Origin of the sequence: Streptomyces sp. TRM68416, assembly GCF_014596915.1 — a bacterium.
In the GTDB taxonomy this organism is placed as follows: domain Bacteria; phylum Actinomycetota; class Actinomycetes; order Streptomycetales; family Streptomycetaceae; genus Streptomyces.
Genome location: NZ_JACVWU010000006.1, coordinates 146531 through 171365, shown reverse-complemented (window position 1 = coordinate 171365; position 24835 = coordinate 146531). Strand labels below are relative to the sequence as shown.

20 protein-coding genes and 2 pseudogenes are annotated in these 24835 nt (G+C 73.6%); 13 read left to right on the top strand and 9 right to left on the bottom strand.

The features are described from left to right. Nucleotides 1-93 precede the first annotated feature (93 nt). From ICC28_RS12595 to ICC28_RS12560, 8 genes and pseudogenes are all read left to right on the top strand, one after another. Complete coding sequence (locus ICC28_RS12595) at nucleotides 94-1374, top strand: PucR family transcriptional regulator (protein ID WP_188288582.1); 1281 nt, start codon at nucleotides 94-96, stop codon at nucleotides 1372-1374. Nucleotides 1375-1927: 553 nt separating this feature from the next. Beyond that, nucleotides 1928-2710 carry an ABC transporter ATP-binding protein gene (locus ICC28_RS12590; RefSeq protein ID WP_188288581.1) on the top strand — a complete coding sequence of 261 codons (783 nt, stop codon included), beginning with the start codon at nucleotides 1928-1930 and terminating at the stop codon, nucleotides 2708-2710. Further along, nucleotides 2707-3516, top strand: coding sequence for an ABC transporter ATP-binding protein (locus ICC28_RS12585; protein WP_188288580.1), 810 nt, complete (start codon nucleotides 2707-2709; stop codon nucleotides 3514-3516). Before ICC28_RS12590 ends, ICC28_RS12585 begins: the two co-directional genes overlap by 4 nt. Then, a complete protein-coding gene (locus ICC28_RS12580; RefSeq protein WP_188288579.1) occupies nucleotides 3513-4409 on the top strand; it encodes a branched-chain amino acid ABC transporter permease in 897 nt (298 codons plus the stop codon). Before ICC28_RS12585 ends, ICC28_RS12580 begins: the two co-directional genes overlap by 4 nt. Further along, complete coding sequence (locus tag ICC28_RS12575) at nucleotides 4402-5532, top strand: branched-chain amino acid ABC transporter permease (RefSeq protein ID WP_188288578.1); 1131 nt, start codon at nucleotides 4402-4404, stop codon at nucleotides 5530-5532. Before ICC28_RS12580 ends, ICC28_RS12575 begins: the two co-directional genes overlap by 8 nt. Beyond that, the gene (locus tag ICC28_RS12570) at nucleotides 5529-6800 is read left to right on the top strand and encodes an ABC transporter substrate-binding protein (RefSeq protein WP_188288577.1); all 1272 of its coding nucleotides are present in this window, start codon (nucleotides 5529-5531) and stop codon (nucleotides 6798-6800) included. The genes ICC28_RS12575 and ICC28_RS12570 overlap by 4 nt, the downstream gene beginning before the upstream one ends. 111 nt (nucleotides 6801-6911) lie before the next feature. After that, nucleotides 6912-7121, top strand: a pseudogene (locus ICC28_RS12565) (aldo/keto reductase); the annotation flags it as partial. Between the two features lie 41 nt (nucleotides 7122-7162). Next, nucleotides 7163-7395 (top strand): annotated as a pseudogene (locus ICC28_RS12560) (ATP-binding cassette domain-containing protein); the annotation flags it as partial. 67 nt (nucleotides 7396-7462) lie between these two features. Here the strand turns inward: ICC28_RS12560 and ICC28_RS12555 are convergent. Beyond that, a complete protein-coding gene (locus tag ICC28_RS12555; RefSeq protein WP_188288576.1) occupies nucleotides 7463-7813 on the bottom strand; it encodes a hypothetical protein in 351 nt (116 codons plus the stop codon). A 346-nt stretch (nucleotides 7814-8159) separates the two neighbouring features. Between ICC28_RS12555 and ICC28_RS12550 the strand changes: the two genes are divergently transcribed. Together ICC28_RS12550 and ICC28_RS12545 are read left to right on the top strand one after the other, a co-directional pair. Beyond that, entirely contained in the window at nucleotides 8160-8375 is a 216-nt protein-coding gene (locus tag ICC28_RS12550) for a hypothetical protein (RefSeq protein WP_188288575.1), read from the top strand. Nucleotides 8376-8535: 160 nt separating this feature from the next. Beyond that, on the top strand, nucleotides 8536-8748 hold the full coding sequence (locus ICC28_RS12545) for a hypothetical protein (protein ID WP_188288574.1): 213 nt from the start codon (nucleotides 8536-8538) through the stop codon (nucleotides 8746-8748). A 4-nt stretch (nucleotides 8749-8752) separates the two neighbouring features. Here the strand turns inward: ICC28_RS12545 and tgmB are convergent, their stop codons facing one another. From tgmB to ICC28_RS12530, 3 genes are all read right to left on the bottom strand, one after another. Then, nucleotides 8753-9724, bottom strand: coding sequence for an ATP-grasp ribosomal peptide maturase (tgmB, locus tag ICC28_RS12540; RefSeq protein ID WP_188288573.1), 972 nt, complete (start codon nucleotides 9722-9724; stop codon nucleotides 8753-8755). A gap of 16 nt (nucleotides 9725-9740) precedes the next feature. Beyond that, nucleotides 9741-9932 carry a putative ATP-grasp-modified RiPP gene (gene tgmA / locus ICC28_RS12535; protein ID WP_188288572.1) on the bottom strand — a complete coding sequence of 64 codons (192 nt, stop codon included), beginning with the start codon at nucleotides 9930-9932 and terminating at the stop codon, nucleotides 9741-9743. Between the two features lie 134 nt (nucleotides 9933-10066). Continuing rightward, nucleotides 10067-10369, bottom strand: a complete 303-nt coding sequence (locus tag ICC28_RS12530) for a YkvA family protein (RefSeq protein WP_188288571.1) — start codon at nucleotides 10367-10369, stop codon at nucleotides 10067-10069. Between the two features lie 305 nt (nucleotides 10370-10674). Here ICC28_RS12530 and ICC28_RS12525 point away from each other — a divergent pair, with 305 nt between their 5' ends. After that, nucleotides 10675-11703, top strand: a complete 1029-nt coding sequence (locus ICC28_RS12525) for a hypothetical protein (RefSeq protein ID WP_188288570.1) — start codon at nucleotides 10675-10677, stop codon at nucleotides 11701-11703. Between the two features lie 67 nt (nucleotides 11704-11770). On the opposite strand, the gene ICC28_RS12520 is transcribed toward ICC28_RS12525, so the two are convergent. From ICC28_RS12520 to ICC28_RS12500, 5 genes are all read right to left on the bottom strand, one after another. Further along, entirely contained in the window at nucleotides 11771-12940 is a 1170-nt protein-coding gene (locus ICC28_RS12520) for a hypothetical protein (protein ID WP_223188748.1), read from the bottom strand. Nucleotides 12941-13161: 221 nt separating this feature from the next. Continuing rightward, entirely contained in the window at nucleotides 13162-13656 is a 495-nt protein-coding gene (locus tag ICC28_RS12515; RefSeq protein WP_188288569.1) for a lamin tail domain-containing protein, read from the bottom strand. A gap of 169 nt (nucleotides 13657-13825) precedes the next feature. After that, nucleotides 13826-15190 (bottom strand): FAD-dependent oxidoreductase, encoded by a 1365-nt coding sequence (locus ICC28_RS12510; RefSeq protein ID WP_188288568.1) that lies wholly within the window; start codon nucleotides 15188-15190, stop codon nucleotides 13826-13828. A gap of 957 nt (nucleotides 15191-16147) precedes the next feature. Then, nucleotides 16148-18913, bottom strand: a complete 2766-nt coding sequence (locus ICC28_RS12505; protein WP_188288567.1) for a SpoIIE family protein phosphatase — start codon at nucleotides 18911-18913, stop codon at nucleotides 16148-16150. 72 nt (nucleotides 18914-18985) lie between these two features. After that, a complete protein-coding gene (locus tag ICC28_RS12500; RefSeq protein WP_188288566.1) occupies nucleotides 18986-21523 on the bottom strand; it encodes a SpoIIE family protein phosphatase in 2538 nt (845 codons plus the stop codon). 201 nt (nucleotides 21524-21724) lie between these two features. Between ICC28_RS12500 and ICC28_RS12495 the strand changes: the two genes are divergently transcribed. Beyond that, complete coding sequence (locus tag ICC28_RS12495) at nucleotides 21725-22624, top strand: phosphotransferase family protein (protein ID WP_188288565.1); 900 nt, start codon at nucleotides 21725-21727, stop codon at nucleotides 22622-22624. 140 nt (nucleotides 22625-22764) lie between these two features. Further along, the gene (locus tag ICC28_RS12490) at nucleotides 22765-24798 is read left to right on the top strand and encodes a DUF1996 domain-containing protein (RefSeq protein WP_223188747.1); all 2034 of its coding nucleotides are present in this window, start codon (nucleotides 22765-22767) and stop codon (nucleotides 24796-24798) included. Nucleotides 24799-24835 lie beyond the last annotated feature (37 nt).

Genomic DNA, 24835 nt, shown 5'->3' with positions numbered 1-24835 from the left:
CCGCCGCCGTAGAGGCGACGCGGCCGACCGGACACCGCTGCGCCTCCCGGCACGGTCACACCGCCGGAGGGCCGAGGTTGAGGGAGGACTGCGATGCATCCTGCCGTAGGGGCACGAGCGATGATCCGCACCGCACCCACGCCCGTTCCGCAGCCGCGGACGGCACGCCGCGGCCGGTCGCTGATCGACGCGGACGCCCTGCGCGTCCTGCACCGGGCCGCCCGTATCCTGCTCGACGACCTGCCGAACCTCACCGACCGGCTGGTGGCCCTGCTCCAGGAGCAGGAGTGCGCCTACCGCACGGCGGTGGAGAACGACCACACGGGCACCTGGCAGGAAGTGAACCGTTCCCTGCGGCACAGCGTGCTGTCGCTGCTGGACCCGCGCGGCAACCGGGACGCGGCCCGCCGCTGCTCATGGAAGATCGGCGTCCGCCGGGCCGAGCAGGGAGTGCCGCTGGACGCCCTGCTGCACGCCTTCCGGCTGGGCGGCTCCCTGGTGTGGCAGCGGCTGGTGGAGGAGACCTCCCGGCAGGCTCCCGAGGACGTACGTCTGCTCGTCCATGTGGCGACCGACATGTGGAACTTCGTCGACGAACACTGCACCCTCGTCGCGGACGCCTACCGGCAGGCCGAACGGCAGCTGTCCTGGCGGCGCGAGAACCGGGTGCGGCTGCTGGCCGGGGCCCTCCTGGACGGCACCAGCCGCATCGCCGACCTGCCCGAGACCGCACAGGGCCTCGACCTGCCGGAGCACGGGCGGTACGTCGTCGTCGCGGTCGCCGGCCGACGGCCCTCCGGCGTCCGCCCCGCCGCCGTACCGCCCGGCTTGCGCGTGCACTGGCACACAGGAGTGGAAGTGGACTACGGCATCGTGCTGATCGAGGACGACGATCCAGACGGCGACGGCGACCCGGTGGAGCCGCTCGAAGGGCTCGGCGACGCAGCCCCCGGCACCCGAAAAGGCATAGGAAGCGTCGTGACGGGACTGGCCGCCGTGGGCGACGCCCGGCGGCTGGCCGATCTCGCGCTGAGGATCTGCCCGCCGGAGGGCGGCACGGTCCGGCTCGACGACCACCTCCCCGAGGCGCTCGTGATCTCCTGCCCGGAACTCGGCACGACCCTCGCCGACCAGGTCCTCGGCCCCCTGCTGCGCCTGGAGCCCGCCGACCGGGACGTCCTCCTGGACACCCTGTCCGCCTGGCTCGTCTGCGACGGATCCGCCCAACGGGCCGGCGAACGCCTCTACTGCCACCGCAACACCGTCCTCAACCGCCTGCGCCGCTGCGAACAACTGACGGGCCGCTCCCTGGCCCGCCCGCAGGACCTGGTGGAGATCAGCCTGGCCCTGACGGCGCGACGACTGCTGCGCTGAGCCGGGCGCGAACCCCGCCGCGCGCCCACCCCACGTCCGGCCACCGACCCGCACGAGCCGCTCCCACTCCCAGGGCGCGGCTCTTCGCATTCCCGCCGCAGGCCGGGCGGCGCCGCCACGAGCGTGGACACCCACGAGCCTGTCGAGCGGGGCGCGAGCCCTTTGGCGGACCGCGAAGCCCCGGCGCCGCCACGAGCGTGGACACGGACCTGGTTGGCGGCCGGGCCGCGAAGCCGCACCGCACCGCACTCACCGGTCGCCCTCCCGCCCCGCCAGACGCAGCGGCACCCCTGGCGGCGGACCTGCCCCCGCGACCGGCCCCGCAACCCTCCGCCGCCCCCGCCCTGGGCACCCGCACAAACCCCGGCGCCCCCCGTTGGGACCACGCAGCGACCCCGCCCCGAGCCCTGTTCCGCGCGCCCGCGCCCGTGCTGTCGTGAGCTCCCCAGCGAGCTCCCCAGCGAGATCCCCAGCGAGATCCCCAGTGAACCCCCAGTGAATCCCTCTTCCCCCAAAGCACCGTGCCGGTCCGGTACGGCCCCGAGGAGACGTGATGCCCGAAGCACCACCGGACGAGGAGCCGGCCCTGCACGTCGAGGAACTCGACGTGACCTACGGCCGGGCCCTGTCCGCCCTTCGTTCCGTGTCACTGACCGTCCCGCACGGCGGCGTCGTCGCCCTGCTCGGTGCCAACGGTGCCGGCAAGACGACCCTGCTGCGGGCGGTGTCGGGCACCCTGCGCCTGCACCGCGGCGCGGTCACCGCCGGCCGCGTCCGCTACGGCACCACGGAACTCGACGGACGCGACCCGGTCGCCGCCGTACGCGCCGGCGTCGTCCAGGTCCCGGAGGGCAGACGCGTGTTCGCCGGGCTCAGCGTCGACGAGAACCTGCGCACCGGCGGCCTCGGCCTCGGCCGCCGCAGCCCCGCCCTGGTGCGCGAGGCCCGGGAGCGGGTCTTCACGCTGTTCCCGAGGCTCGCCGAACGCACCCACCAGGCCGCGGGACTGCTGTCCGGCGGAGAGCAGCAGATGCTCGCCATCGGCCGCGCCCTCATGGCCGCCCCCCGCCTGCTCCTGCTCGACGAGCCCTCCCTCGGCCTCGCCCCGCAGATGGTGGCCCGGATCGCCGACGTCGTGAAGGAGATCAACAGCCAGGGCACCGCCGTGCTCCTGGTCGAACAGAACGCCGGCATGGCCCTCTCCCTCGCGGACAGCGCCTACGTCCTGGAGGTCGGCGAGATCCGGCTCTCCGGGCCGGCCGCCGAACTCGCCCGCACGGACGCCGTACGCCGCCTGTACCTGGGCGAGACCGCCGACGGTCAGGGGGCCGCGTGAACGACCGCACCACCACACCCGAGGTGCTCGACGTCCGGGACGTCACCGTCCGGTTCGCCGGGCTCACCGCCCTGGACACCGTGTCCTTCACGGTCGCCCCGGGCTCCGTGCACGCGCTCATCGGCCCCAACGGAGCCGGCAAGTCCACCTGCTTCAACGTGCTCTCGGGCCTGTACCGCCCGGCCGCCGGCACGGTCCGTCTCGGTGACACCGAGCTGACCCGCCTCGCCCCGCACCGCATCGCCGCCCTCGGAGTCGCCCGCACCTTCCAGAACATCGTCACCACCGAGGGCACGGTCGCCGACAACCTGATGCTCGGCCGGCACGCCCTGTCCCGCGCCGGCTTCGCCGCCAGCGCCCTGCGCCTGCCGAGCGCCGTGCGCGAACAGCGCGCCCACCTCGACCGGGCCCGGGAGATCGCCGAACTCGTCGGCCTCGGCCCGCACTTCGACTCCCCGGTCGCCCTGCTCTCCTACGGCGACCGCAAACGCGTGGAGTTCGCCCGCGCCCTCTGTCTGGAGCCCAGCGTGCTGCTGCTCGACGAACCCGTGGCCGGCATGAACGGCGCCGAACGCGCCCGCACCGCCGAGGTGGTGCGCACCGTACGGGCCGAACTCGGCCTGTCCGTCCTGCTGGTGGAGCACGACATGGGCCTGGTCATGCGGCTCGCCGACGAGGTCACCGTCCTCGACTTCGGCCGGGTCATCGCCCACGGCAGCCCCGACGAGGTCCGCCGCGACCCCGGGGTGCTGCGCGCCTACCTCGGCACCGAGGCCACCGAGGCCGGCGGGGAGGATGCGGCATGACCGGGTTCCTCGACAACGTCCTCAACGGCCTGGCCCTCGGCTCGGTCTACGCCCTGGTCGCCCTCGGCTTCGTCATCATCTTCAAGGCCTCCGGCGTCATCAACTTCGCCCACGGCTCCCTGCTCCTGCTCGGCGGCTACCTCACCGCCGTCCTCCACGACGACCTCGGCTTCGCCGGCGCCCTCGCGGTCGCCGTCCTGGTGACCGCGGCCGTGGCCGGGCTCATGGACCGGTTCCTGCTCCAGGTCGGCGGCCAGGACGCGCACTCCGCCCATGTGCAGACGATCGTGACCATCGGCATCGACATCGTCCTGCTGACCGACCTGTCCCGGCGCATCGGCGGCGACCTGCTCACCCTCGGCGACCCCTGGGGCGACTCCGTGAGCGGCCTCGGCCCCATCACCGTCGCCGACAGCCGGCTCGCCGCGATCGTGGTCTCCGCCGTCGTCATCGGCGGTGTCTTCGCCCTCTTCCGCTACACCTCCTGGGGCCTGTCGCTGCGCGCCTCGGCCGAGGACGTGGAGGCGGCCGCCCTGATGGGCGTACGCCTGGTACGGGTGCGCACCCTCGCCTGGTGCCTGGCGGGCGGCCTCGCGGCGCTGGCCGCCGTCTTCCTCGCCGCGTTCCCGGCCCCCGGCCTGGAACGCACCACCGGACAGATCGCCCTGAAGGCGTTCCCGGCCGCCATCCTCGGCGGCATGACCTCGCCGCCCGGCGCCCTCGCCGGCAGCATGCTGATCGGCCTGACCGAGGCCCTCGTCGCCGGCTACCAGTCCGAACTGCACGTCCTCGGCGAGGGCTTCGGCGACGTCGCCCCCTACGCCGTGATGGTCCTCGTCCTCCTGGTACGGCCCACCGGGCTGTTCGGCGCGAAGGGAGCGGCCCGTGTCTGACTTCCTGCGCCGCAGCCGCGCCCGCACCCTCCTGCTGGTCCTCCTGCTCTGCGCCCTGCCCTTCTACCTGGACGCCTTCTGGCTGCGCATCGGCCTGTTCTCGATGGCCGCCGCCGTCGGCGCGATCGGCCTCGGCCTGCTCTCCGGCACCGCCGGCCAACTCTCCCTCGGCCACGCCTTCTTCCTCGCCGTCGGCGCCTACGGCTACGTCTGGCTGGCCGGCGAACCCGGCCCCGGACTGCCGCCCGCCCTCGCCGTCGTCCTCGCGGTGCTGCTCGCCGGGGCCGCCGGCGGCCTGTTCAGCCCCGTCGCCGCCCGGGTGCGCGGCATCTACCTGGGCATCGCCACCCTCGCCCTGGTCTTCCTCGGCCACCACGTCCTGCTCACCGCGGACTCCGTCACCGGAGGCTTCAACGGCAGTTCGGTGCCGCCGCTGGAGCTCGGCGGCTTCAGCTTCACCGGCGCCGATCCCGAACTGACGGTGCTGGGCGTGCCGTTCGGCGCGGAGGAGCGCCTGTGGTACCTGAGCCTGGCGCTGTTCGCACTCACCTGGTTCACCGCCCGAGGCATCCTGCGCGGACGCCCGGGCCGCGCCATGGTGGCGCTGCGCGACAGCGAGACCGCGGCCGCGGTGATGGGCGTGCACATCGCCCGCTACCGCTCGGCGGCCTTCGTGGTCTCCTCCATGTACGCGGGTTTGGCCGGGGTGATGCTCGCCCTCGCCTTCCGCCGCGTGGTCCCTGACTACTTCGGCCTCGCCCTCTCGGTCGACTACCTCGCCATGATCGTCATCGGCGGCCTCGGCTCGGTGGCCGGAGCCACCGCGGGAGCCGTCTTCGTCACCGCGCTTCCCCTGCTGATGACCCGCTACGCCGACCAGCTGCCCCTGGTGGCGGCCCCCGGCACCACCGACGGAGCGGTCGGCCCCACCGAGGCGGCCCGCTACCTCTACGGAGCGGCGATCGTGCTGATCCTGCTCTTCGCCCCCGACGGCCTGCACGGCCTGGTCCGGCGCACCCGCGCCCGCCTGCGCCGCCGCCGGACCGTCACCGAGGACGCGGACACCGCGACCCCGGAACCCTCACCCGCCTCAGCCGATCGAGCCAAGGAGCCGACACCGTGAACCACCCCACGCACCGCACCAGGACGGTCCTGGCCGCCGCCCTGTCCGCCCTGCTCCTCGCAGGCACCGGCTGCAGCTCCAAGGCGGACAGCGACAGCGCAGGAGACGGCGCCGACGGCGTCAAGGCAGGCCCCGGCGTCACCGACAAGACCATCAAGCTGGGTGCCCTGACCGACCTCACCGGCCCGTACGCCACCCTCGGCAAGTCCATCGTGCAGGCCCAGCAGATGTGGGCCGACGAGACCAACGCCGACGGCGGCATCTGCGACCGCAAGGTCGAGATCGTCGTCAAGGACCACGGCTACGACGTGCAGAAGGCGGTCACCGCCTACGCCGACATCGCCCCGGACGTGGTGGCGCTGCCCCAGGTCATCGGCTCGCCGGTGGTCGCCGCGCTGCTCGACGACATCGAACGCGACAAGGTCCTCACCTTCCCGCAGGCCTGGGCCGCCTCCCTGCTCGGCAAGGACCCCGTGCAGGTGCTGGGCACCACCTACGACGTCGACATGATCGCCGCAGTGGACTTCCTCACCCGCACCAAGGGCCTGGCCAAGGGCGACACCATCGGCCACGTCTACTTCGAGGGCGACTACGGCACCAACGCCCTCGAAGGCTCCGAGTGGGCCGCGAAGAAGGCCGGGATCAAGGTCGTCGGCCAGAAGATCAAGGCGACCGACACCGACCTGTCCGCGCAGGTCTCCGCGCTGCGCAAGGCCGGCGTCAAGGCCATCCTGATCAGCGCCGGACCGGCCCAGACCGCCTCGCTGGTCGGCGTCGCGGCCTCCCGCGGACTGCAGGTCCCGGTCGTCAGCAGCGCCCCCGGCTACGCCCCGCAGCTGATGAAGACGCCCGCCGCGGCCGCCCTTGAGGCCATGCTGCACGTGGTGAGCGCGGCCCCGGCCGTCAGCGCGGACGTGCCCGGCGTGCGGAAGATGGTCGCCTCCTACCAGAAGAAGTACCCGGGTGAGCTGGTCGACTCCGGCGTGCTCTCCGGGTACAACGCCGCCCAGCTGATGGGCGCCGACCTGAAGAAGGCCTGCAAGGACGGCAGCCTCGCCCGCGAGGACGTGGTCGCCGCGCACCGTTCGCAGAACAACGCCGACGCCGGCCTCGGCACCCCGCAGGACTTCTCCGACGTGGCGAAGCCCGCGAGCATGTCCACCTATGTGCTCAAGCCCGACGCCAAGGCCGTCGGCGCCATGGTGAACGTCGAGGACGCGCACGAGGCGCCCGGGGTGGCCGAGTACCTGGCCGCGAAGTCTTCCTGACACAGCGTCACCCGGCCCGTGGTGCGACGGCACCACGGGCCGGGATTCAGCGCCGCGGCCGATGAATGCGTTCTCCATCCTCTATTGGACCTACCGACCACGCGCCCGTCACGCTGGGGCTCGGCCCACGCTCCCTTCGCCCGGGTCGCCGAGGCCCACGGGGTGAGCCCGCAGCGCGTCTGCCTGGCGTGGATGCTGGCCAAGTCGCCGGTCGTCGTGCCGATCCCCGGCGCCAGCCGGCCGGAGTCCGTCCGCGACTCGGTCGCCGCGGCCGACCTCACGCTCACCGCCGACGAGATCGCCGCTCTGGACGCGGTGTAGGAGCTGCCCGGAGGGGCGGAAAGCGCTGCTGCCGCTGATCGCCGCGTACATCATCGACACTCGTGGGGGAGCGCGGCGCACGCCTGTCCGGCGGGCAGCGCCGGCGGCTGGCCATCGCGCGTGCCCTGATGAGGGACCTCGGGGGCTGATCCTGGACGAGGCGACCTCCGCGCTCGACGCCCGCTCCGAGGCCGTCGTCCAGGAGGCGCTCGCCCGGCTGCTGCGCGGGCGCACCACGCTCGTCGTGGCACACCGGCTGTCCGCCGTACGCGGCCCCGCACCGCATCGGGCCCGGCCGCCGGACCTGACCCGGACGTCTGCCCGGCGGCGTGGCCTGTCCGTCAGGCCGCGCTGCTGCGCGGGATCCGGTGCCGGCAGGTCGCGTCGTGGTCGCAGCCGAGACTCGTCCACCAGCGTTCGCAGCAGGCGGCGGTCAGCTCGGCGCGCACGATGTCCTCGGCGTTCCCCTCCGCGGGCGCCCGGCGCGCCCGTTCCTCCCACTCGGCGAGCGCCCGGTGCTGGTCCCCGATCACGCTCTCGCGCACCACCCCGATCACCGGGACGAGGCTCGCGGCGGCGAAGAGACACGCGGCCCACATCGGCCCGTACTCGTATTCGAGGACCGCGGTCCAGGCGAGTCCGGCGCTGGTGGCGATGTAGAGGGCGCCGAGGAGGCGGCTGGAGCAGTTCATGGGCGTCACACCGTCCGTGCTGAAAGGTTTGCCTCCTGTCCAACGGCACACGGCGCCAAGGGACGCGGGTGATTTCTCAACCCGTCCCGGCGGCCGTGCGGCGAAACCCGTCACGACCGGCGTACGGAGTGCTCCCGGGGACCCTTCGCAAGCAGGTACCGGGCCCGCACAGCCCCCGCAGCGGAGGGTGCCGGCGCACGAGGGACCACGCCCGGCCGTCCTCCCGTTCGAGGGGCGTGACGAACGTTCGCGCGGCGTCCGCGGCGGAGCAACCGCGTCCCGCCGGTTCCTGCGCGGACACGGGTCCAGGGCGACGGCCGCCCCGGCCGGGGCGCTCGGGCCCGTCATGACCCGCTCCGACGGCGGCGGGACACCCGTGGCCCCGCCCGGTGACGGTACCGCGGTGCCCCTGCTCGGCTTCGCCGCCGGCATCCTGAACGCTCGCGTCCCGCCCGCGCAGGGAGAGGGCCCCGGTCCGGCCGGCGGGCGCTCCGGGACGGTCCGGCTCGCCACCTTCACCGCGTCCGCCCGCTGTTCCGGGCTGCCGTCACCGCCCCCGTGACCGTCCGGCCGGGCGCGGCCACGGGCGCTGGACGGCCCGGGCCGGCCGGTCGGCCGTCGTCAAGCCCGATCCCGGAATTAGCACCCCCGTGTGCTCGGGCGCCTACACTCCTCGGTTGGGCCCATGGTGTTGGGCCGGACATGAAAGGCGCGTTGACAGGGTGTTCCAGGATTCCCCCATTTACGACCGACTCATCACGGAACGCGGCGACATTCCCGCCCAGGTGCGCAGGGAGGCCGAACGCGTCAGCAGGGAACTGGAGTTCGTCATGCAGCCGCTGCAGTCCTTCGGCGCCCCGCCCGCGGAACGTCCCCAGGCGCCCGGCACCGGATGGCAGCGCTCCGCCCTGCCCCCGGGCCTCCCGCCGCACTGACCCGTCACGGTACGGCCCGGTCGGCACCGCTGCTCCGCCTCGGCCGCGGCACGGTGGGCCGGGACAGCCACTCGGCGATGGTCCGCGCGATCGGCTGCCCGGTGTCCACCTCGACGAAGCCGAACTGCCCCGACTGGTTGCACTCCAGGAACCACCAGGTGCCGTCCGCGTCCTCCGCGAAGTCGAAGGCGCCGTAGGCCAGTCCGGCGTGCCGCATGTAGGCGCGCACGCCCTCGGCGATCCGCGCCGGCACCTCGGCGGGATGCCAGGCGGCGGCGGTCGAGGAGAAGCGGACGTCCACCTCGTCGGGGTCGGCGAGCCTGCGGGCGGCCAGCAGGCGCTCGCCCACGACGGTGAGCCGGATGTCGGCCCGCTTGGTGACGTGCCGCTGCAGCAGGGTGGGGCCGAAGGCGACGGCGGAGAAGTCCGCGTCGGGGGAGACCCTGCTGGTCGGCACGGCCCGGGGCGGGTCCTGCGGATGGGCGCCGGAGACCGGCTTGACCACCAGGTCCGGGTAGCGCTCGGCGAACTCGCGGGCCGCCTGCGGGAACGTCGTGATGAGTGTGGCGGGCACCGGCAGCGAGCAGCTCTGCGCCAGCCGCAACTGCCAGGGCTTGTGACGGGCGCGATGGGCGGCGTCGGGATCGTTCATCCAGCGGGCACCCGAGCCGCGCAGCATGCCGTAGAGCGCCTGGGAGGACTCCTCCGCCAGCCAGGCGGAGGGCGCGGCCGCCCGCGCCGCGGGGGTGCCCGGCCGGCGCAGCCACACCGACCGCAGCCCCCCGAGGCTCACCAGCCGTCCCCCGGCCGACAGATGCCCCCGAAAGGCGCCGTGCACGAACTCGCCGGACAGCGACACCCCGTTGGTCAGGTCCGCCGGGTCGAACCGGACCACCGGCACCGAACAGGCGTGGAGGTGCACGACCACCATGTCCGCCGTGACATCCTCTTCGCTGGTCAGAATCAGCACCGTCATCCTGGCCGGTCCGCGTTCAGTCGTCGAAGTGTGTCTTCGACCCCGCCGTGGACGTCGTTGTCCCCAGCTCTCTCAGCAGGGCGTGATCGCGCGCGGCGATCCGCCCGTCGCGGAGCACGTTCAACTGCCGCCCGGCGTCGTACGCGTAGGCGGCCGTGACCTCCGGCTGCACCGCCGGACGTGCGTAGTTGAGCGCGAACGGTTGCATCGTCTCTCCCTCGCCGGTACTGCTTCGAACAAGCGAGGCCCCCTTGCGGCGTCGCTCGGTCCGCCGACTTCCTTCGGCTTCCATTCACTTATACGAATCGAACGGGTGATTGGTTTCCTCACGCTGAGTAGTCATCAGGGGGTCGGAGACTTCGGCGCGGTCGTCCGGGCACGTCCGTCGGCGGATCGGCGCATGGTGCGCAGGGCGAGCAGCAGGACACCGATGTCATCCAGATACACCGGATCGGGTACCAGGTCGGTCGGCAGCACGAAGTACAGCAGGGCGCCCCAGAACACCCAGCGCGGCCCGGTCGGCAGGCCGGCGCGCCGCAGTCCGCGCCGGGTCCGCACCAGCCGAACCAGCACCACGACGGCGCCCGCCAGCGCGGCGGCCGCCAGGGTCGCGGCCAGGACGATCACCGCTGTGGTCGAGTCCACCGACTCTCCTCACTTCGAAGGTGCGCGCGGCGTGCGCGCGGTGCCGAGCGGCACGCCTCTTCGGACGGATTCCCTGCTCCGGGGCTTGTATGGCCCGCGTCGGGCAAACGGCGTATTCGAACGTTCGTCAGAACAGTGTGTGGGACCGATGTGAAGGGCGCGTTCCGCGTCGATGCGGGCCTCATACCGTTGGCCCGCTCGGGTGGCGGGACGCGGTGGCAACGCCTAGTAATGGTCACCGTACAGTCGCGTGTCGCGCTTCGGGGGCGCAGGAACGACCGCGCACCCTTCTCTGGAGCCGAGGAATGACCACCCGCTCTTCATCACCCCGTGCGAACGAAGCCGCCATACCCTCCGCCGACCCGTCCGCCCTCCCCGAGGAGTCCTCAGCGGTCCGGGGCGACCCCGTCGGCGCCCTCGTGCACGCCGCCGTGGCCGACCGGCCCGTGGAGGAAGTCGCCCATCTGATCACGCTGTTGGAGCGTTCGCCCGAGCACGCGCGGGCCACGCTCGAAGCGCTCCGCGCCATCGGCGTCGACCGGTCCGTGGAGGACGTGACGCAGCTGGTCGCCCTGCTGACCCGGCCGCCGCGCACCGCCGACAGCGCGGACGAAACGATCCGCGCCGCCGCCGAACACCGCTGCCTCGACGACGTCACGCGGCTGATGGACCTGCTGCACCGCGCCCCCCTGGAACCCCACTGCGGGCAGGAAGCGGCACGCGTGGCCGCCACCGGCCGCCCGGTCGAGGAACTCGTCGAACTGATCCGGCGGCTGAACGCGGAACGTGAGCGTCCGCCGGCGTCCGAACGCGGACCCGAACCGGAACCCGAACCCGAGGCGCTGCCCGAGGTGCCGGACAACGAGGGCCGGGCGCCCAGGAGTCTCGGCCGCGGCACCGCGCCGGCCGCGGCACCCTCCTGGCCGGGCCGGATCGCCGTCGCGGCCCTGGTCGTCTGCGCGATCGCCCACTTCCCGCTGCACCGGGACGGGGCCGGCCTGCGCGTCTACGGACTCACCCTCGCCATGTCGGTGGCCTGCCTGGCCGTGGCCCTGCTGCTGACCCTGCGGATCAGTACGCCGGCACTCGCGACCGCGGTCGTGGTACCGGCCGCGCTGGCCGCCGCCCAGTTGTTCGAGGGCCGCCTGCCCTCGGCGGACCTGTCCCGCGCGCTGGATCTCACCCTCGCCCCGACCTGGTCGGCGGGCCTGACGGCCGTATGCGCCGCCCTGGCGGCGCTGGCCGCACTCCTCGTCCACCTGGCGGCACCGGCGCAGGGCCGCAGGCCGGCAGTGGCACGGGAGACGGCCGCGGCCGTCCGCGCGAGGGACTGACCGCTTCGGCCGGCCCCGGCGGGGCCGCCCGGGCCGTGCTGTGCGGCCGTGCGGCGGTCCGATCGCGTCAGTCGGCCTTGGTGGATTGCTCGGGCGACTCGGTGGAGTCGCCCGAGCTGTCCTGCGGGACCGTCTCGGGCCGGGGCCGCAGCCCGAGCGCGGAGTCCTTCAGGCGTCCGAAGGTCCGGGTCAGTTGCCGCAGCGGTGAGCCCGCCGACGCTTCGGAGGCCGGCCGTGGCGGCTCGGGCCCGTCCGCGGCCTCGCGGTACGCGGCCAGGGCCTCGTGGGCCTGCTCGGCCGCCTGCCGGTACAGGTCGCGGGACTTCGTCATCGCCTCCAGTGCCTCGGCGTACATCGCCACCAGGGCGCGCTCGCGGGCGAGTTCTTCCTCAAGGGTCAGCAGGCGCCACTGCTCGCGCAGCGCGGTCACCGCGTCGTCGGCGCCCTCCGGCAGTGGCCTCTCCAGGGCGGCGAAGCGGGTGACGGCGTGGATGAGCTCGGTCGGCTCCGAGCCGTCGAGGAAGACGGTGCGCACGGAGAAGTCGGCCTCGTCGTAGCCCGCCGGGGCCGGGGAGCCGGGCAGGACCACGGCCCCGCCGCGCGGCACCTGGACGCCGGTGTCCCGCAGCGCCCAGTTCACGACGCGCAGTTGCTGCGGGGCGGCGCGGTGTTCCACCACCCGGTGCCGCAGGCTCGCGGGCAGCATTCCGGCGAGCGGCACCCGGCCGCGCCGGTCGGTGGTCATGGCCTCGTGGACGAGGACATGGATGCTCCAGGGGTCGCGTGCGGCGTCCCTGAGCACGCGCCGTACGTCCTTGTCGTCCTCGGGCAGGGGATTGAGGTCGCGCAGCCGCAGTCCGGTCGCCGCGTCGTGGTCCCATTCCGCGTCCGGCTCCTGCGGCCAGAACATCTCGGCGGGCGAGGGCCAGCGCGGATCCCACGGGCGTTCCGCCTCCGCCGCCAGCAGCCAGTCCTGCCCGGCGGGGCCGGCGTCGGACGCGAGGGTGAGCCGAGCCCGGACCGTGACGTCCTCGTCGACCCGCCAGCGGGCCTCGAAGACCGTCTCCCCGGTCGAGTCCGCTTCGGGAAGCTCGTGGAAGTCGTCGATGTCACCGTCGTCCTTGAGCCGTTGCAGACGCCATCGCACCACCTCCCCGGTGGTCGATCCGGCATGGCGGCCCCGGGCCAGCCACACCGTGGGCGGAGTCGTGGGGCTAACGGTCGGCGAGCTTGGCATGAGTCCATCTGGGAACGGGGGCACAGGGCTCGTCCCAGTATCGACGCCGCAGGTCGCCACGTGTCACGCGGGGTCCGCACACGGGGTGTGACCGGCCCGCACCCGCCGGGTGGCGTTCACCCGTGGTCCGGCCCGCTGCCGGTCACGACAATGGCCGGTGCGCGGGGCCCGCCCGCCATCCGCATTGGGGCGGGCCCCGCGCACACGGAATGAGGCTTCGCTCAGCTGTGGAACTTGATGTACCCGTTGCCGTCCGGGTCCGAGCCGCCCTTGGTGTACGCGTGCGTGTCCGCGCCGGCGCCCGAGGGCTTCTTCAGGAAGACCGTGTCCTTGTCGTTGTTCCACACGAAGTTGCAGTTGTCGCGGTAGACCACGTTCTTCGCGTCGGAGTCCGTACCGTGCCCGCCGCGCAGCTTCACGTAGTCGCCGGGCTCCAGGTAGTGGTTGGCGGGGAACGTGAACTTGTGCCCCGCGGCGTCCTTGACGACGTATCCCTTGAGGTTGACCGTCTTGGTGGACGAGTAGTTCTTGATCGTGACGTATTCCTGGTGCGTGTTCCCGGTGGTGCAGTTGTTGGAGTCGCGGCCGGGAGCGTCGTACTGGATGCCCTTGAGCTTCAGCGCGGACGTGTACTCGGCGGCCTGCGCCGGTACGGCGGTGAGTACCGCCAGGGTGCCGGCGGCGACGGCCGACATGGTGACCAGGCGTATGCGCATCGAAGAGTCCCCCCTCATGTGAAGGTCTGGTGAAGAAGGGGAGCGTACACGGTGACGGTGGCGATCAAGTAGGGCGGGGCGGTGTCGAGTTGGGGTCCGTTTCCCGACCGGTTCCCCCCATGCCGGAGGGCCCGGGGCGGTCACCCCGGGCCCTCCTGTGCACGGTGTCTCAGGCCCCGCTGGCCCGCAGCATGTCCTCGCGCTCGACGATCTTCACGCGCTCGCGGCCCTCCGGCTCGCCCAGCGCCTTCTCCGCGGCGTCCAGCTTGTACCAGCCCTCCCAGGTGGTGAACCGGATCTCACGCTCGGCGAGGAACGCGTCGACGGCCTCGGGCTCGGGGGAGGCGGGCGTCTGCAGACGCTCGTTCGCGAAGTCGTCCAGCAGGTTGGCGACCGTCTCGTTGGCGTCGCCCTTGGTGTGCCCGATCAGGCCCACCGGACCGCGCCGGATCCAGCCGGTGACGTACGTCGACTGCAGGTGCTCGCCGGACTCCTGCATGACCCGGCCGCCCTGGTCCGGGACCGTGCCCGAGTCGATGTCCCAGGGCAGCTTGGGCAGCTTGTCGGAGAGGTAGCCGACCGCGCGGTAGACCGCGTCGACGTCCCAGTCGGTGAACCGGCCGGTGCCCTTGACGTTGCCGGTGCCGTCCAGCTCCGTGCGCTCGGTGCGCAGGCCGACGACCTTGCCGTCCTCGCCGAGGATCTCCACCGGGGACTCGAAGAAGTGCAGGTAGAGCTTGTGCGGGCGGTCGCCGATGTCGCGGATCGCCCAGTTCTCCAGGGTCTTGGCGACCATGTCGGTCTGCTTGTTGCCCCGGCGGTCGGCGATCGAGCCCTCGTCGTAGTCGATGTCCTCGGGGTTGACGATGACCTCGATGGTGGGGGAGTGGTCCAGCTCGCGCAGCTCCATCGGGCTGAACTTCGCCTGCGCCGGGCCGCGGCGGCCGAAGACGTGGATCTCGACGGCCTTGTTCGCCTTCAGGCCCTCGTAGACGTTCGGCGGTATCTCGGTCGGCAGCAGCTCGTCCGCCGTCTTGGCGAGGATCCGGGAGATGTCGAGCGCCACGTTGCCCACGCCCAGGACGGCGACCTTCTCCGCCTCCAGCGGCCAGGTGCGCGGCACGTCCGGGTGGCCGTCGTACCAGGACGCGAAGTCGGCGGCACCGTAGGAGCCGTCGAGCTCGACGCCGGGGATCCGCAGCTCGCGGTCGGCCATGGCGCCGGTCGAGAAGATCACCGCGTCGTAGAAGGCGCGCAGGTCGTCCAGGTGGACGTCGGTGCCGTAGTCGACGTTGCCGAAGAGGCGGACCTGCGGCTTGTCCAGCACCTGGTGCAGGGCGGTGATGATGCCCTTGATCCGCGGGTGGTCGGGGGCGACGCCGTAACGGATCAGTCCGAACGGAGCCGGCATGCGCTCGAAGATGTCGATGGAGACACCGGGCTCGGCGGCAGCATCGGACTTGAGCAGCGCGTCGGCGGCGTAGATCCCGGCGGGGCCGGCTCCGACGATGGCTACCCGCAGGGGGCGGGGCATGATCAGTTCCCTTCGAGCGATGACAAGCAACTCGACGGGAAGCCTAAGTTAAGGCAACCCTAACCCGGTACGCGGGTCCGATCTATGAGCTCATAAGCTTGTTTTATGGGTAGTGGAGGAATGCCTTATGGATGGCCCCATGGAGCGCAATCCGCCTGCCGCGCAAGCCCGTTGCCCACAGCGATGACCGCATGTGATCGCCCTGCGACGGCGCCCGGACCGGAGCAGCACCGGCCCGTCACCGCGCTGGGCGTCCGGCACCGACCGCGCCTGCACGATCGGGCTGGACGGGGCGGGCGTCGGCTCGCGCGGACGGTACCGGCGCGGCGAGGGCCCGGGTGGACGGTACCGGCGCGGTGAGGGCCCGGGTGGACGGTACCGGCGCGCCGAGGGCCCGCCCGGCGGAGCCGAGATCGCCGCCGTACCCCGCCGCCACCGGCCGGGGCGTGACCGCCCGGGCCGCCCGCGCCCGCACCGAACAGGCCCTCCGTCCCACCGGCGTCGCATGCGTACACCGTCCACGACCCGGCCGACGAGGCCGACGGCGCCCCGGCCCGCCCCGGCTGCACCGTCCACGACCGGGCGCTCCGCCGAAGGCCTTGCCTTGGCTGGGGCCGGCGATGATCGGGCGCTGTGGCGAAGGCTTTGCCCGGCTGGGGCCGGGGGCGATCGGGCGCTGTGGCGAAGGCTTTGCCTTGGCTGGGGCGGGCGATGATCGGGTGCTCTGGCGAACGCTTTGCCCGGCCGGGGCCGGCGACGATCGGGCGCCGCGCCGAATGCCTTGCGTCGGCCGGGACCGGCGACGACCGGGCGCTCTGCCGAACGCCTCGCCCCGGCCGCACCGGCCACGACCGCGCGCCCCGCCCAACGCCTCGCCCCGGCCGGGACCGGCGGATCGGGACCCGGCGGATGACCCGCCGACGGGCCGAGGCCCCGGCCGCCGAGGCGGGCCGAGTGTCACTCCCGGGGCAGCGCCTGCTCCGCCCAGATGACCTTGCCCGCGGGCGTGTAGCGGGTGCCCCAGCGTTCGGCGAGCTGGGCGACCAGGAACAGGCCGCGCCCGCCCTCGTCCGTCATGGCCGCGTACCGCAGGTGCGGTGAGGTGCTGGAGCTGTCGTAGACCTCGCAGATCAGCGCGCGGTCGCGCAGGAGGCGGACGCGGATCGGTTCGCCGCCGTAGCGGATGGCGTTGGTGACCAGTTCGCTCAGGATGAGCTCCGTGGTGAACGCCAGCTCGTCCAGGCCCCATTCGGCCAGCTGCCGGCTGACCGAGGCGCGCGCCTCGGCGACCGCCGCCGGGTCGGACGGCACCTGCCACTCGGCGGTGTCATCGACGGGCAGCGCGCGCGTGCGGGCGACCAGCAGCGCGACGTCGTCGCCCGGCCGGTCCGGAAGCCGCGCGTCCAGGACCGTCCGGCAGGTCTCCTCCGGGGACGGGCCCGCCTGCGCGAGGGCGGCCCGCAGCAGCTCCAGACCCTCGTCGATGTCCCGCTCACGGTCCTCGACGAGACCGTCCGTGTACAGCACGAGCCGGCTGCCCTCGGCCAGTTCCAGCTCGGCCGTCTCGAACGGCAGGCCGCCGAGCCCGAGCGGGGGGCCGGCGGGCACGTCGGGGAAGTCGACGGTGCCGTCCGGCCGGATCAGGGCCGGCGGCGGATGACCGGCCCGGGCCACCGTGCAGCGCCGGGAGACCGGGTCGTAGATCGCGTACAGGCAGGTCGCGCCGGTCACCGGCGCCAGGCCGTCCTCGACCGTCTCGTCCTGGTCGATCCGGGCGACCAACTCGTCCAGCAGCGCGAGGAGTTCCTCGGGCGGCAGATCCAGGGCGGAGAAGTTGTGCACCGCCGTCCGCAGCCGCCCCATCGTGGCCGCCGCGTGCAGCCCGTGCCCGACGACATCACCGACCACCAGGGCGACCCGCGTGCTCGACAGCGGCAGCACGTCGAACCAGTCACCGCCCACACCGGCCTGCGCGGGCAGATACCGGTAGGCGATCTCCAGCGCGTTCTGCTCCGGCAGGCTGCGCGGCAGCAGACTGCGCTGCAGCGTCACCGCCATGCTGTGCTCACGCGTGTAGCGGCGCGCGTTGTCGATGGACACCGCCGCCCGCGCGACCAGCTCCTCCGCCAGCTCCAACTCCTCGGCGTCGAACGGCTCCGGCTTCTGCGAGCGCCAGAAACTCACCACCCCCAGCACCAGCGACCCGGCCCGCAGCGGCACCGCGATCAGCGAGTGGATCCCGAACTCCACGACCTGCGCCGACCGTTCCAGGTCCTGGGCCTGCCACCCCGGCGCCTCGGCCAGCCGCGGCTCCAGCACCGGCTGCCCGCTGCTCAGACACCGGCCCTGCGGCGACGACGCCACGAACGCGATCTGCTCACCCGGCGGATACAGCGGCGCGTCCTTACGGATCCCGTTGAACGCCGTACGCCGGAGAGGCGTCACCGTCTGCTCCGGCTGCCCGCCCCGCAGCACGGCCTCGAACAGGTCTACGGTGACGAAGTCCGCGAACCTGGGGGCGGCCAGCTCGGCCAGCTCCTCGGCGGTGCGCGTCACGTCCAGGCTGGTGCCGATGCCGACCCCGGCCTCGTAGAGCAGGTTCAGCCGCTCCCGCGCGGCCTCGGCCCGCCCGGACAGCGCCCGCAGCTCGGTGGAGTCACGGAGGGTGGCCACACTGCCGGACGGGCCGCCGCGCAGATTCGTCGGCCGCTGGTTCACCGCCAGCAGCCGGTCCTTGACCAGGTGCACCTCGTCCGTGGCGACCCGGCCCGATTCCAGCAACTCCGCGGTGTCCTGGGCCAGCCCCAGCTCCCGCACCGCGAGCCCCTCGGCGTCCGCGGGCAGATCCAGCAGCCGGTGCGCCTCGTCGTTGGCGAGCAGCAGCCGGCCCTCGTCACCGACGATGATCACGCCCTCGCGCACGGCGTGCAGCACCGCGTCGTGGTGCTCGTACATCCGGGTCATCTCGTGCGGCCCCAGACCGTGCGTCTGGCGCAGCAACCGCCTGCTGACCAGGGCCGTGCCCGCGGTGGCCAGCGCGAGCGCCGCCGCGGCCGCGACGAGGACGAGTGGCAACTGCCGCGAGGCGTTGCCGCCGACGGTCGCCGTGGTCAGCCCGGCCGACACCAGGCCCACCACCGTGCCGTCCGCGTCCTTGACCGGGACCACGGCCTGCACCAGCGGGCCGATCGTGCCGGTGATCTCCTCGGTCACCACCTCCCCGCGCAGGGCGGGTTCGATGGTGCCGACGAACTTCTTGCCGATGCGGTCCGGCTTGGGATGGCTGTAGCGGATCCCGTCGGTGTTCATGACGACGATGAAGTCCACGTCCGTCGCCTCACGGGCCGCCTCCGCGCGCGGCTGGAAGACGGCGGACGGATCGGCCGCGCGGAACGCCGCCACCGTACCCGGGGCGTTGGCGAAGGACTCGGCGACCGCGACCGAGCGGTTGCGGGCCTCCTGCGTGCTGTCGTAGCGCCCCTGGAGCACCAGCGCCACCACCGCGGCCACCACCAGCAGCAGCACGATCACCACCTGCAGGACGAACACCTGCCCGGCCACGCTGCGCCCGCTCAGGGCCGCGTGCCGCCGATGGCCCTTGGTGCGTGCGGCACCCGCCCCGCGCCCCGCACGCACCGCGCGGGCGCGATCGGCCGCACGCTGTGCGGGACCACCGGGACGGCGGTGCGACCGGGTCCCGGATCGACCCGAGAGACGGACCATGAGCTCATGTCTACACTGCCGGACCTCGCGAGGCGAGGGGCGTCACTCCGGCGCACACCCGGAACGGCCCGCTCAGGGCCGTGATCCGGGCCGCGGAGCGGACCGGCGGGTGGCGAGCAGCAGCGCGATGTCGTCCGGCCGGTCGGCGGTGTGCCGGGCCGTCGCGGTGAGCCGGTCGGCGACCCCGGTCAGCGCGCGACCGCCGGGCCGCCCGAGCGGAACCCCGGCCCGGGCCAGCGCCACCCGCAGTGCCCCGATGCCGTCGTCGATGTCGGCGCCGGGCCGCTCGACCAGGCCGTCCGTGTACAGCGCCAGCACCGCCCCGGGCTCCAGCCTCAGCTCCGTGACCGGGTACCGCTCCTGCGGGTCGACCCCGAGGACGACGCCGCCCAGCAGGTCCAGGGCGTGCGTACGGCCGTCCGGGCGGCGCAGCAGCGGCGGCGGATGCCCGGCCCGGGCCGCCCGGGCCAGGCCCGTGACCGGATCCAGCCGGATGTAGCAGCAGCTCGCGAACTGCCCGCAGTCCAGGTCGATGAGCAGCCGGTTGGTGCCGCTCAGCACCTCGTCCGGGGGCCGGTCGTCGAGCGCGAAGGCCCGCACGGCACTGCGCAGCTGCCCCATCGTGGCCGCCGCCTGCACTCCGTGCCCCTGGACGTCACCGATGACCAGCGCCAGGCCGTCACCGGAGGTGACGACGTCGTACCAGTCGCCGCCGACCTCCATGCCCTGGGTGCCCGGCAGGTACCGCCCGGTGGTCTCCACCAGCGGGTGCACCGACAGCCGGCGGGGCAGCAGGGCCTGCTGCAGCCCGCGGGCGAGCGCCGCCTCGCTCTCGTAGCGCTGCGCCTTCTCCATCGCGTGCGCGATCAGTCCGGCCAGCGCGGTGAGCACCGTCCGCTCCTCGGTGCTGAAGCTGCGGGGCCGGTCGAAGCCCAGGATGCAGGAGCCGACCGGACGCCCCGAGGCGATCAGCGGCAGGAACGCGCGGGCCCCCTCCGTGGCGTCCAGCGCGATGCCGGGATAGGCGTCCACGAGCTGCTGCATCGAGTCGAAGAACAGCGGGCGGCCGGTGGTCAGCGTCTCCACGCCGGGCAGCCGCGCGTCGAGACCCACCCCCTCGAAGGGCGCGAGGAACCCCGGCGGGAACCCGGTCTCCCAGGCCAGGTACAGATGCCGCTCCTGCAACAGGTAGATCGCCAGCCGACGGCCGCCGAACGCGGGCAGCAGTTCCCGCATGACCACCGCGGACACCTGCCGGGCGGTGACCGCCTCGGTCAGGGCGATGGCGAGGACGATCGGCCGGTACAACGGGGCCATCGAGGGCCCCGCGGCCGTCCCCGCCACCGCATCGGCGGCGGTGTCCGCCGCCGGGACGTCGGCCGGCGCGCGGGACGCGTGATGGGCGGGACGCACCGTGCAGGTCAGCAGGTCCGGCCCCGGGTGCAGCGACAGGCCGAGCCAGTCCCCGTCGTACGCCGGCGAGCCCGGCGCGGCCGGCCGGCCGACGTGGAAGTGCACCGGCTCCGGCGACAGCAGCGCCCCGCGCAGATGGTCCTCGCAGGCGGCCTGGTCCAGCCACGGCACCGCCTCCCACAGGGGCCGGCCGAGCAGCTCCGACCGCGGCCGCTCCAGCAACTGCGCGGCGCGCGGATTGGCGTAGACGACGAGCCCCAGCCGGTCCAGGGCGAACACCCCGTCCGGCAGCAGGTCCGCCGCCGCCCCGGCCGCCGCTGCCGGGCCCGGATCGAGCAGGACACCGCGCACCGTCCGCCCGCCCACGTCCTCGCGCACACCGTGATACGGCGCCCACAGGTCGACGAACCGCAGCAGACCGTCCACACCGCGCAGGCACAGCGGCAGCGGCGGCGGCCGGCCCACGGCCGTCTCCCGCAGCGCGGTCAGCAGCAGCCGTCCGTCACTCGTCGCCACGGCCTCGGCCAACTCCTCGACGGTGAGGCCGCCGCCCTCGGCATCCGCTCCCACCACCGCCCGCACCCGCTCGTCCAAGGTCACCGACCCCGTCACCGGGTCCCAGGAGAAGCAGCCCGCCCGCCCCGCCGACGGCCGCAGTCCGGGCGGCCGGACGCTCAGCGGCTCGTCGTCCCACCACACCTGCGACGGCCCCGCCGCGTCCTCCAGGTCCGCCAGCCGCGCCCCCAGCTCCTCGGCCAGCCGCGCCAGGCGCTCCCGCTCGGCGAGCAGCTCGGTGGCGTCCGCGGCGGACGGCCGCAGCACGGTCAGCACCCCGTACGCGGTCGACGCCCCCGTCACCGGCACGTACAGCGAACCGAACTGGAACGGCAGCCCCGCCGCGAACTGCGGATAGCGGCGCATCGTCTCCGTCGCGTTCGCCAGCACCACCTCCACGCCCAGCCGGTGGGCGTCGGCGACCGGGAACGGCCGGTCCACGTGCAGCCGCCACCAGGGCCGGAACAACGGCCCGGGCAGCCCCGCGAGCACCGAGAGCCGCAGCAGTCCGGGCGTGCGGGAGCGCAGGTAGACCCCCGCCGCGTGCGCGCCGGCCGCCCTGATCGCCTCGTGCGAGGCATCGATCAGCGCCTCCGCCGACCGCTCCGGCGTCCGCTGCGCGTCCTCGGCGCTGCTCGTCATCGGCCCTACCTCGTCCGTGCGCCGTCGCTGCGCCGTCCCGCGGGCAACACAGCAAGAATGCGCCACGAGGGGCGGGGACCGCACCCGGGAGGATCCGATCCGTGCCTCCGTCCCGTCGGCCCGTGGGATCATGCCGGCCATGGCGAGTACGTCCCCAGCCGCGCCGACCTGGCCGCGATCGCCGCCCGGCACGCCGTTGACGTGCGAGAACTGCGACCCGCCCCCTCCGGCGTCGCCAACCGCGTCTTCCTCCTCGGGGACGAGCTGGTCCTACGGATTCCCCGGACCCGGAGTTTCCTGGCCGACCTGGCCAAAGAGGCCGTGGTCGTCCTCGCCGCCCGGCGCGCCGGCGTACGCGCCCCCGACATCCGTACCTTCGACGACAGCGGCACGACCGCCGACGTGCCCTACATGGTGCTCACCCGCGTGCCGGGAACCGACCTCGCCCGCCTCCGGCCGCCCGCCGAGGAGGCGCGGCGCGTCTACCGCGAAACGGGACGGGAGCTGGCCCGGCTGCACCGACTGCACCGGCTGCACCGGCTGCACCGGCTGGATCCGGCCACGCGGCACGGTCTGTCGACCCTGCCCGAGGACGGCGCGGGACCGGACCCGCGCGCCCTGGTCACCGGTCTGCTGACGGAGGGCTGGCTCGACCCGGAGGCAGCGAGCTGGCTCACCGACTGGTTCGACCGCCTCCGCGCCCACCTGCCCGCCGAACCGGCCCAGGTCCTGGTGCACGGCGACCTCGCCCCGCAGAACCTGATGGCCACGCCGCACCCCGCCACCCTCACCGGCATCGTGGACTGGGGTGACGCCCAATGGGCCGACCCCGCCACCGAGTTCGCCAAGATCCCCCTGTCGGGGGTCCCCGCGCTCCTCGACGGCTACCGCCAGGAGTCCGGCGAGCCCACCCCGCCGGACGGCGGCTCCTGGGAGGGCCGTGTCCTGTGGCACCACCTCGTCTGGGCCCTCGGCCGCCTGCCCGATGCGGTACCGAGGCCGGGCGAGCGCCCCTGGACGGCCCCGCCCGCCGGCCGGCTGCTCGGGCTGCTGCGCTTCTTCGCCCAGTCGCCGCCCGCGCCGTGGGCGGACCTGGCCTGACGGGACGTCACAGCCGGTGCGCGCGTTCCCTGAGAGATTCGTATGAATCCTCGGGGCGGTTGAACACTTCGCGTCCGCGGTCCGTATGGGGGCGGGGGATTTCCATGCTCGCCCGCCCCGATGACCGTAGGAGTACTGCCTTGAGACGCAATACGCGCAGGCGCCCGACCGGCCCACGACGCGCGACCTTCGCAGCGGTCGCCCTGATCCTGGGCGGCTCCGGCCTGGTGGCGGCGAACGTGTACGCCTCGGCCACCGAGGGGGACGCGGAGCCGGTCCAGCAGACACCGCTGAGCGACGGCACCACCATCGGATGCCCCGACGTCGGCGCCGAGCTGACCGAGGTGCCCGAGGTGGCGAAGGCCGAGGTCGACACGGAACTCGCCGCGCTGGACCAGCAGATCGCGGAGGCCTACCAGCGGCTGCGGGCGGCGACACCGCAGGAGCTGCAGGACGACGGCTTCGCCGAGGCCGCCGTCATGAAGCCGCTGGAGGAGAAGCGGACCGCGACCATCGAGCGCATCGTCCTCGCCCTCGGGCGCGGCGGCGAGCGTCCCGAGGGGCTCGAAGCCCTCGCCGCCTGCGAACTCGCCGTCCCCGAGGGGCAACAGACGCAGGAGGGACAGGGCGGTGACGGTCAGCAGCAGGGCAACGGCCCCGTCGCCGAGGACTTCGCCGACATCACCGCCGTGCAGCCGAACGTCCAAAGTCCGCCCCTTCAGGGCGACGCCTCCCGCGGCACGTTCGTCACCAGCTGCGGAGTGAACGAGAACGGCCTGTTCAACTCCGACAACGTCATCGTCGCCCCCGGCGTCAGCAACGGCGCCCACCACTTCCACGACTACATCGGCAACCAGGCCAACGACGCCTTCGCCAGTGACGAGGACCTGGCCGCGGCCGACACCAGCTGCGAGAACCCGGGCGACAAGTCCTCGTACTACTGGCCCGTCCTGCGGCTGCAGAACGGCACCCAGGAGCGGGACGCGGACGCCCCCGGCGGCGGCATCGAGGGCAACACCGGCGAGATCGTCACGCCCGCGCAGGTCACGCTGACCTTCGAGGGCAGCCCGCGGGGCGAGGTCACGGCCATGCCCCGGCTGCTGCGCATCATCACCGGCGACGCCAAGGCGTTCGTCAACGGCACGGCCAACGCCAACGCCTCCTGGAGCTGCACCGGCTTCGAGGACCGGCAGCTGAAGGACAAGTATCCGCTGTGCCCCGAGGGCAGCGACGTGGTGCGCACCTTCCGGTTCCAGAGCTGCTGGGACGGCCGGAACATCGACAGCGCCAACCACCGCACCCACGTGGCATTCGCCGCCGCCGACGGCTCCTGCCCGGCCGGCTTCCGGGCCATCCCGCAGCTGGTGCAGCGGATCGTCTACGACGTCGACGCGCCGAGCGTGGCCGACGGCGGCCGGACCATCCCGTTCTTCGCCGTCGACTCCTTCCCCGAGCAGTTGCACAAGCCGGTCACGGACCACGGGGACTTCATCAACGTCTTCGACGAGGACCTGATGCGGGAGATGGTCGACTGCATCAACGAGGGCCGGCAGTGCGACGCGGGTGCGGCACCGGGCGAGGGCCCGGGAGGCGGGGACACCGGCGGCGACAATGGCGGCGACGGCGGCAACACCGGCGGTGACGGCGGTGACGGCGGTGGGGACACCGGTGGCGACACCGGTGAGGGATCCGGCGGGGACACCGGCGAGGGCTCCGGCGAGGGCTCCGGCGGCTCCGGCGAGGAGACCCAGCAGCCGGCGCCCGCGGACGGCAACCAGCAGCCCGGGAAGCCCCAGAAGCCCGCGCCGACGGACGGCGGCCAGCAGGCCGGAAAGCCCCAGAAGCCCGCGCCCGCGGACGAAGACCCCGCGCAGCCCGCCGCGTCCGAGTCCGAGGCGGCCGTCGAGCAGCCCAAGGCCTACACCAGCCCGTCCCCGACCGGCACCGGCACCCGCACACCCGGATCGACCCCGGCCGAGGAGACGCCCGCCGCTGCCGCGACCCCGTCCACCGCTCCCGCCGACGACACCGACGGCACCGACGGCACCGAGCCCCAGACCGTCGGTGGCGGTCTCGCCGACACCGGCGCCACCCTGTGGCCGGCCGCCGCCGGAGCCGTACTCTTCCTCTCCGGCATCGTGCTGCTGCGCCGGATCAGGAAGCAGGCCGGATAGCCCGCCGTACGCCCTGGCGCGTACACGGGGTTACTCC

Bases quoted from the DNA above. Each gene is read 5' to 3' on its own strand.
- ICC28_RS12595 (WP_188288582.1), top strand. From the start codon at position 94: ATGCATCCTGCCGTAGGGGCACGAGCGATGATCCGCACCGCACCCACG.
- ICC28_RS12590 (WP_188288581.1), top strand. From the start codon at position 1,928: ATGCCCGAAGCACCACCGGACGAGGAGCCGGCCCTGCACGTCGAGGAA.
- ICC28_RS12580 (WP_188288579.1), top strand. From the start codon at position 3,513: ATGACCGGGTTCCTCGACAACGTCCTCAACGGCCTGGCCCTCGGCTCG.
- ICC28_RS12555 (WP_188288576.1), bottom strand. From the start codon at position 7,813: ATGAACTGCTCCAGCCGCCTCCTCGGCGCCCTCTACATCGCCACCAGC.
- ICC28_RS12550 (WP_188288575.1), top strand. From the start codon at position 8,160: ATGACCCGCTCCGACGGCGGCGGGACACCCGTGGCCCCGCCCGGTGAC.
- tgmB (WP_188288573.1), bottom strand. From the start codon at position 9,724: ATGACGGTGCTGATTCTGACCAGCGAAGAGGATGTCACGGCGGACATG.
- tgmA (WP_188288572.1), bottom strand. From the start codon at position 9,932: ATGCAACCGTTCGCGCTCAACTACGCACGTCCGGCGGTGCAGCCGGAG.
- ICC28_RS12525 (WP_188288570.1), top strand. From the start codon at position 10,675: ATGACCACCCGCTCTTCATCACCCCGTGCGAACGAAGCCGCCATACCC.
- ICC28_RS12520 (WP_223188748.1), bottom strand. From the start codon at position 12,940: ATGCCAAGCTCGCCGACCGTTAGCCCCACGACTCCGCCCACGGTGTGG.
- ICC28_RS12515 (WP_188288569.1), bottom strand. From the start codon at position 13,656: ATGCGCATACGCCTGGTCACCATGTCGGCCGTCGCCGCCGGCACCCTG.
- ICC28_RS12510 (WP_188288568.1), bottom strand. From the start codon at position 15,190: ATGCCCCGCCCCCTGCGGGTAGCCATCGTCGGAGCCGGCCCCGCCGGG.
- ICC28_RS12505 (WP_188288567.1), bottom strand. From the start codon at position 18,913: ATGGTCCGTCTCTCGGGTCGATCCGGGACCCGGTCGCACCGCCGTCCC.
- ICC28_RS12500 (WP_188288566.1), bottom strand. From the start codon at position 21,523: ATGACGAGCAGCGCCGAGGACGCGCAGCGGACGCCGGAGCGGTCGGCG.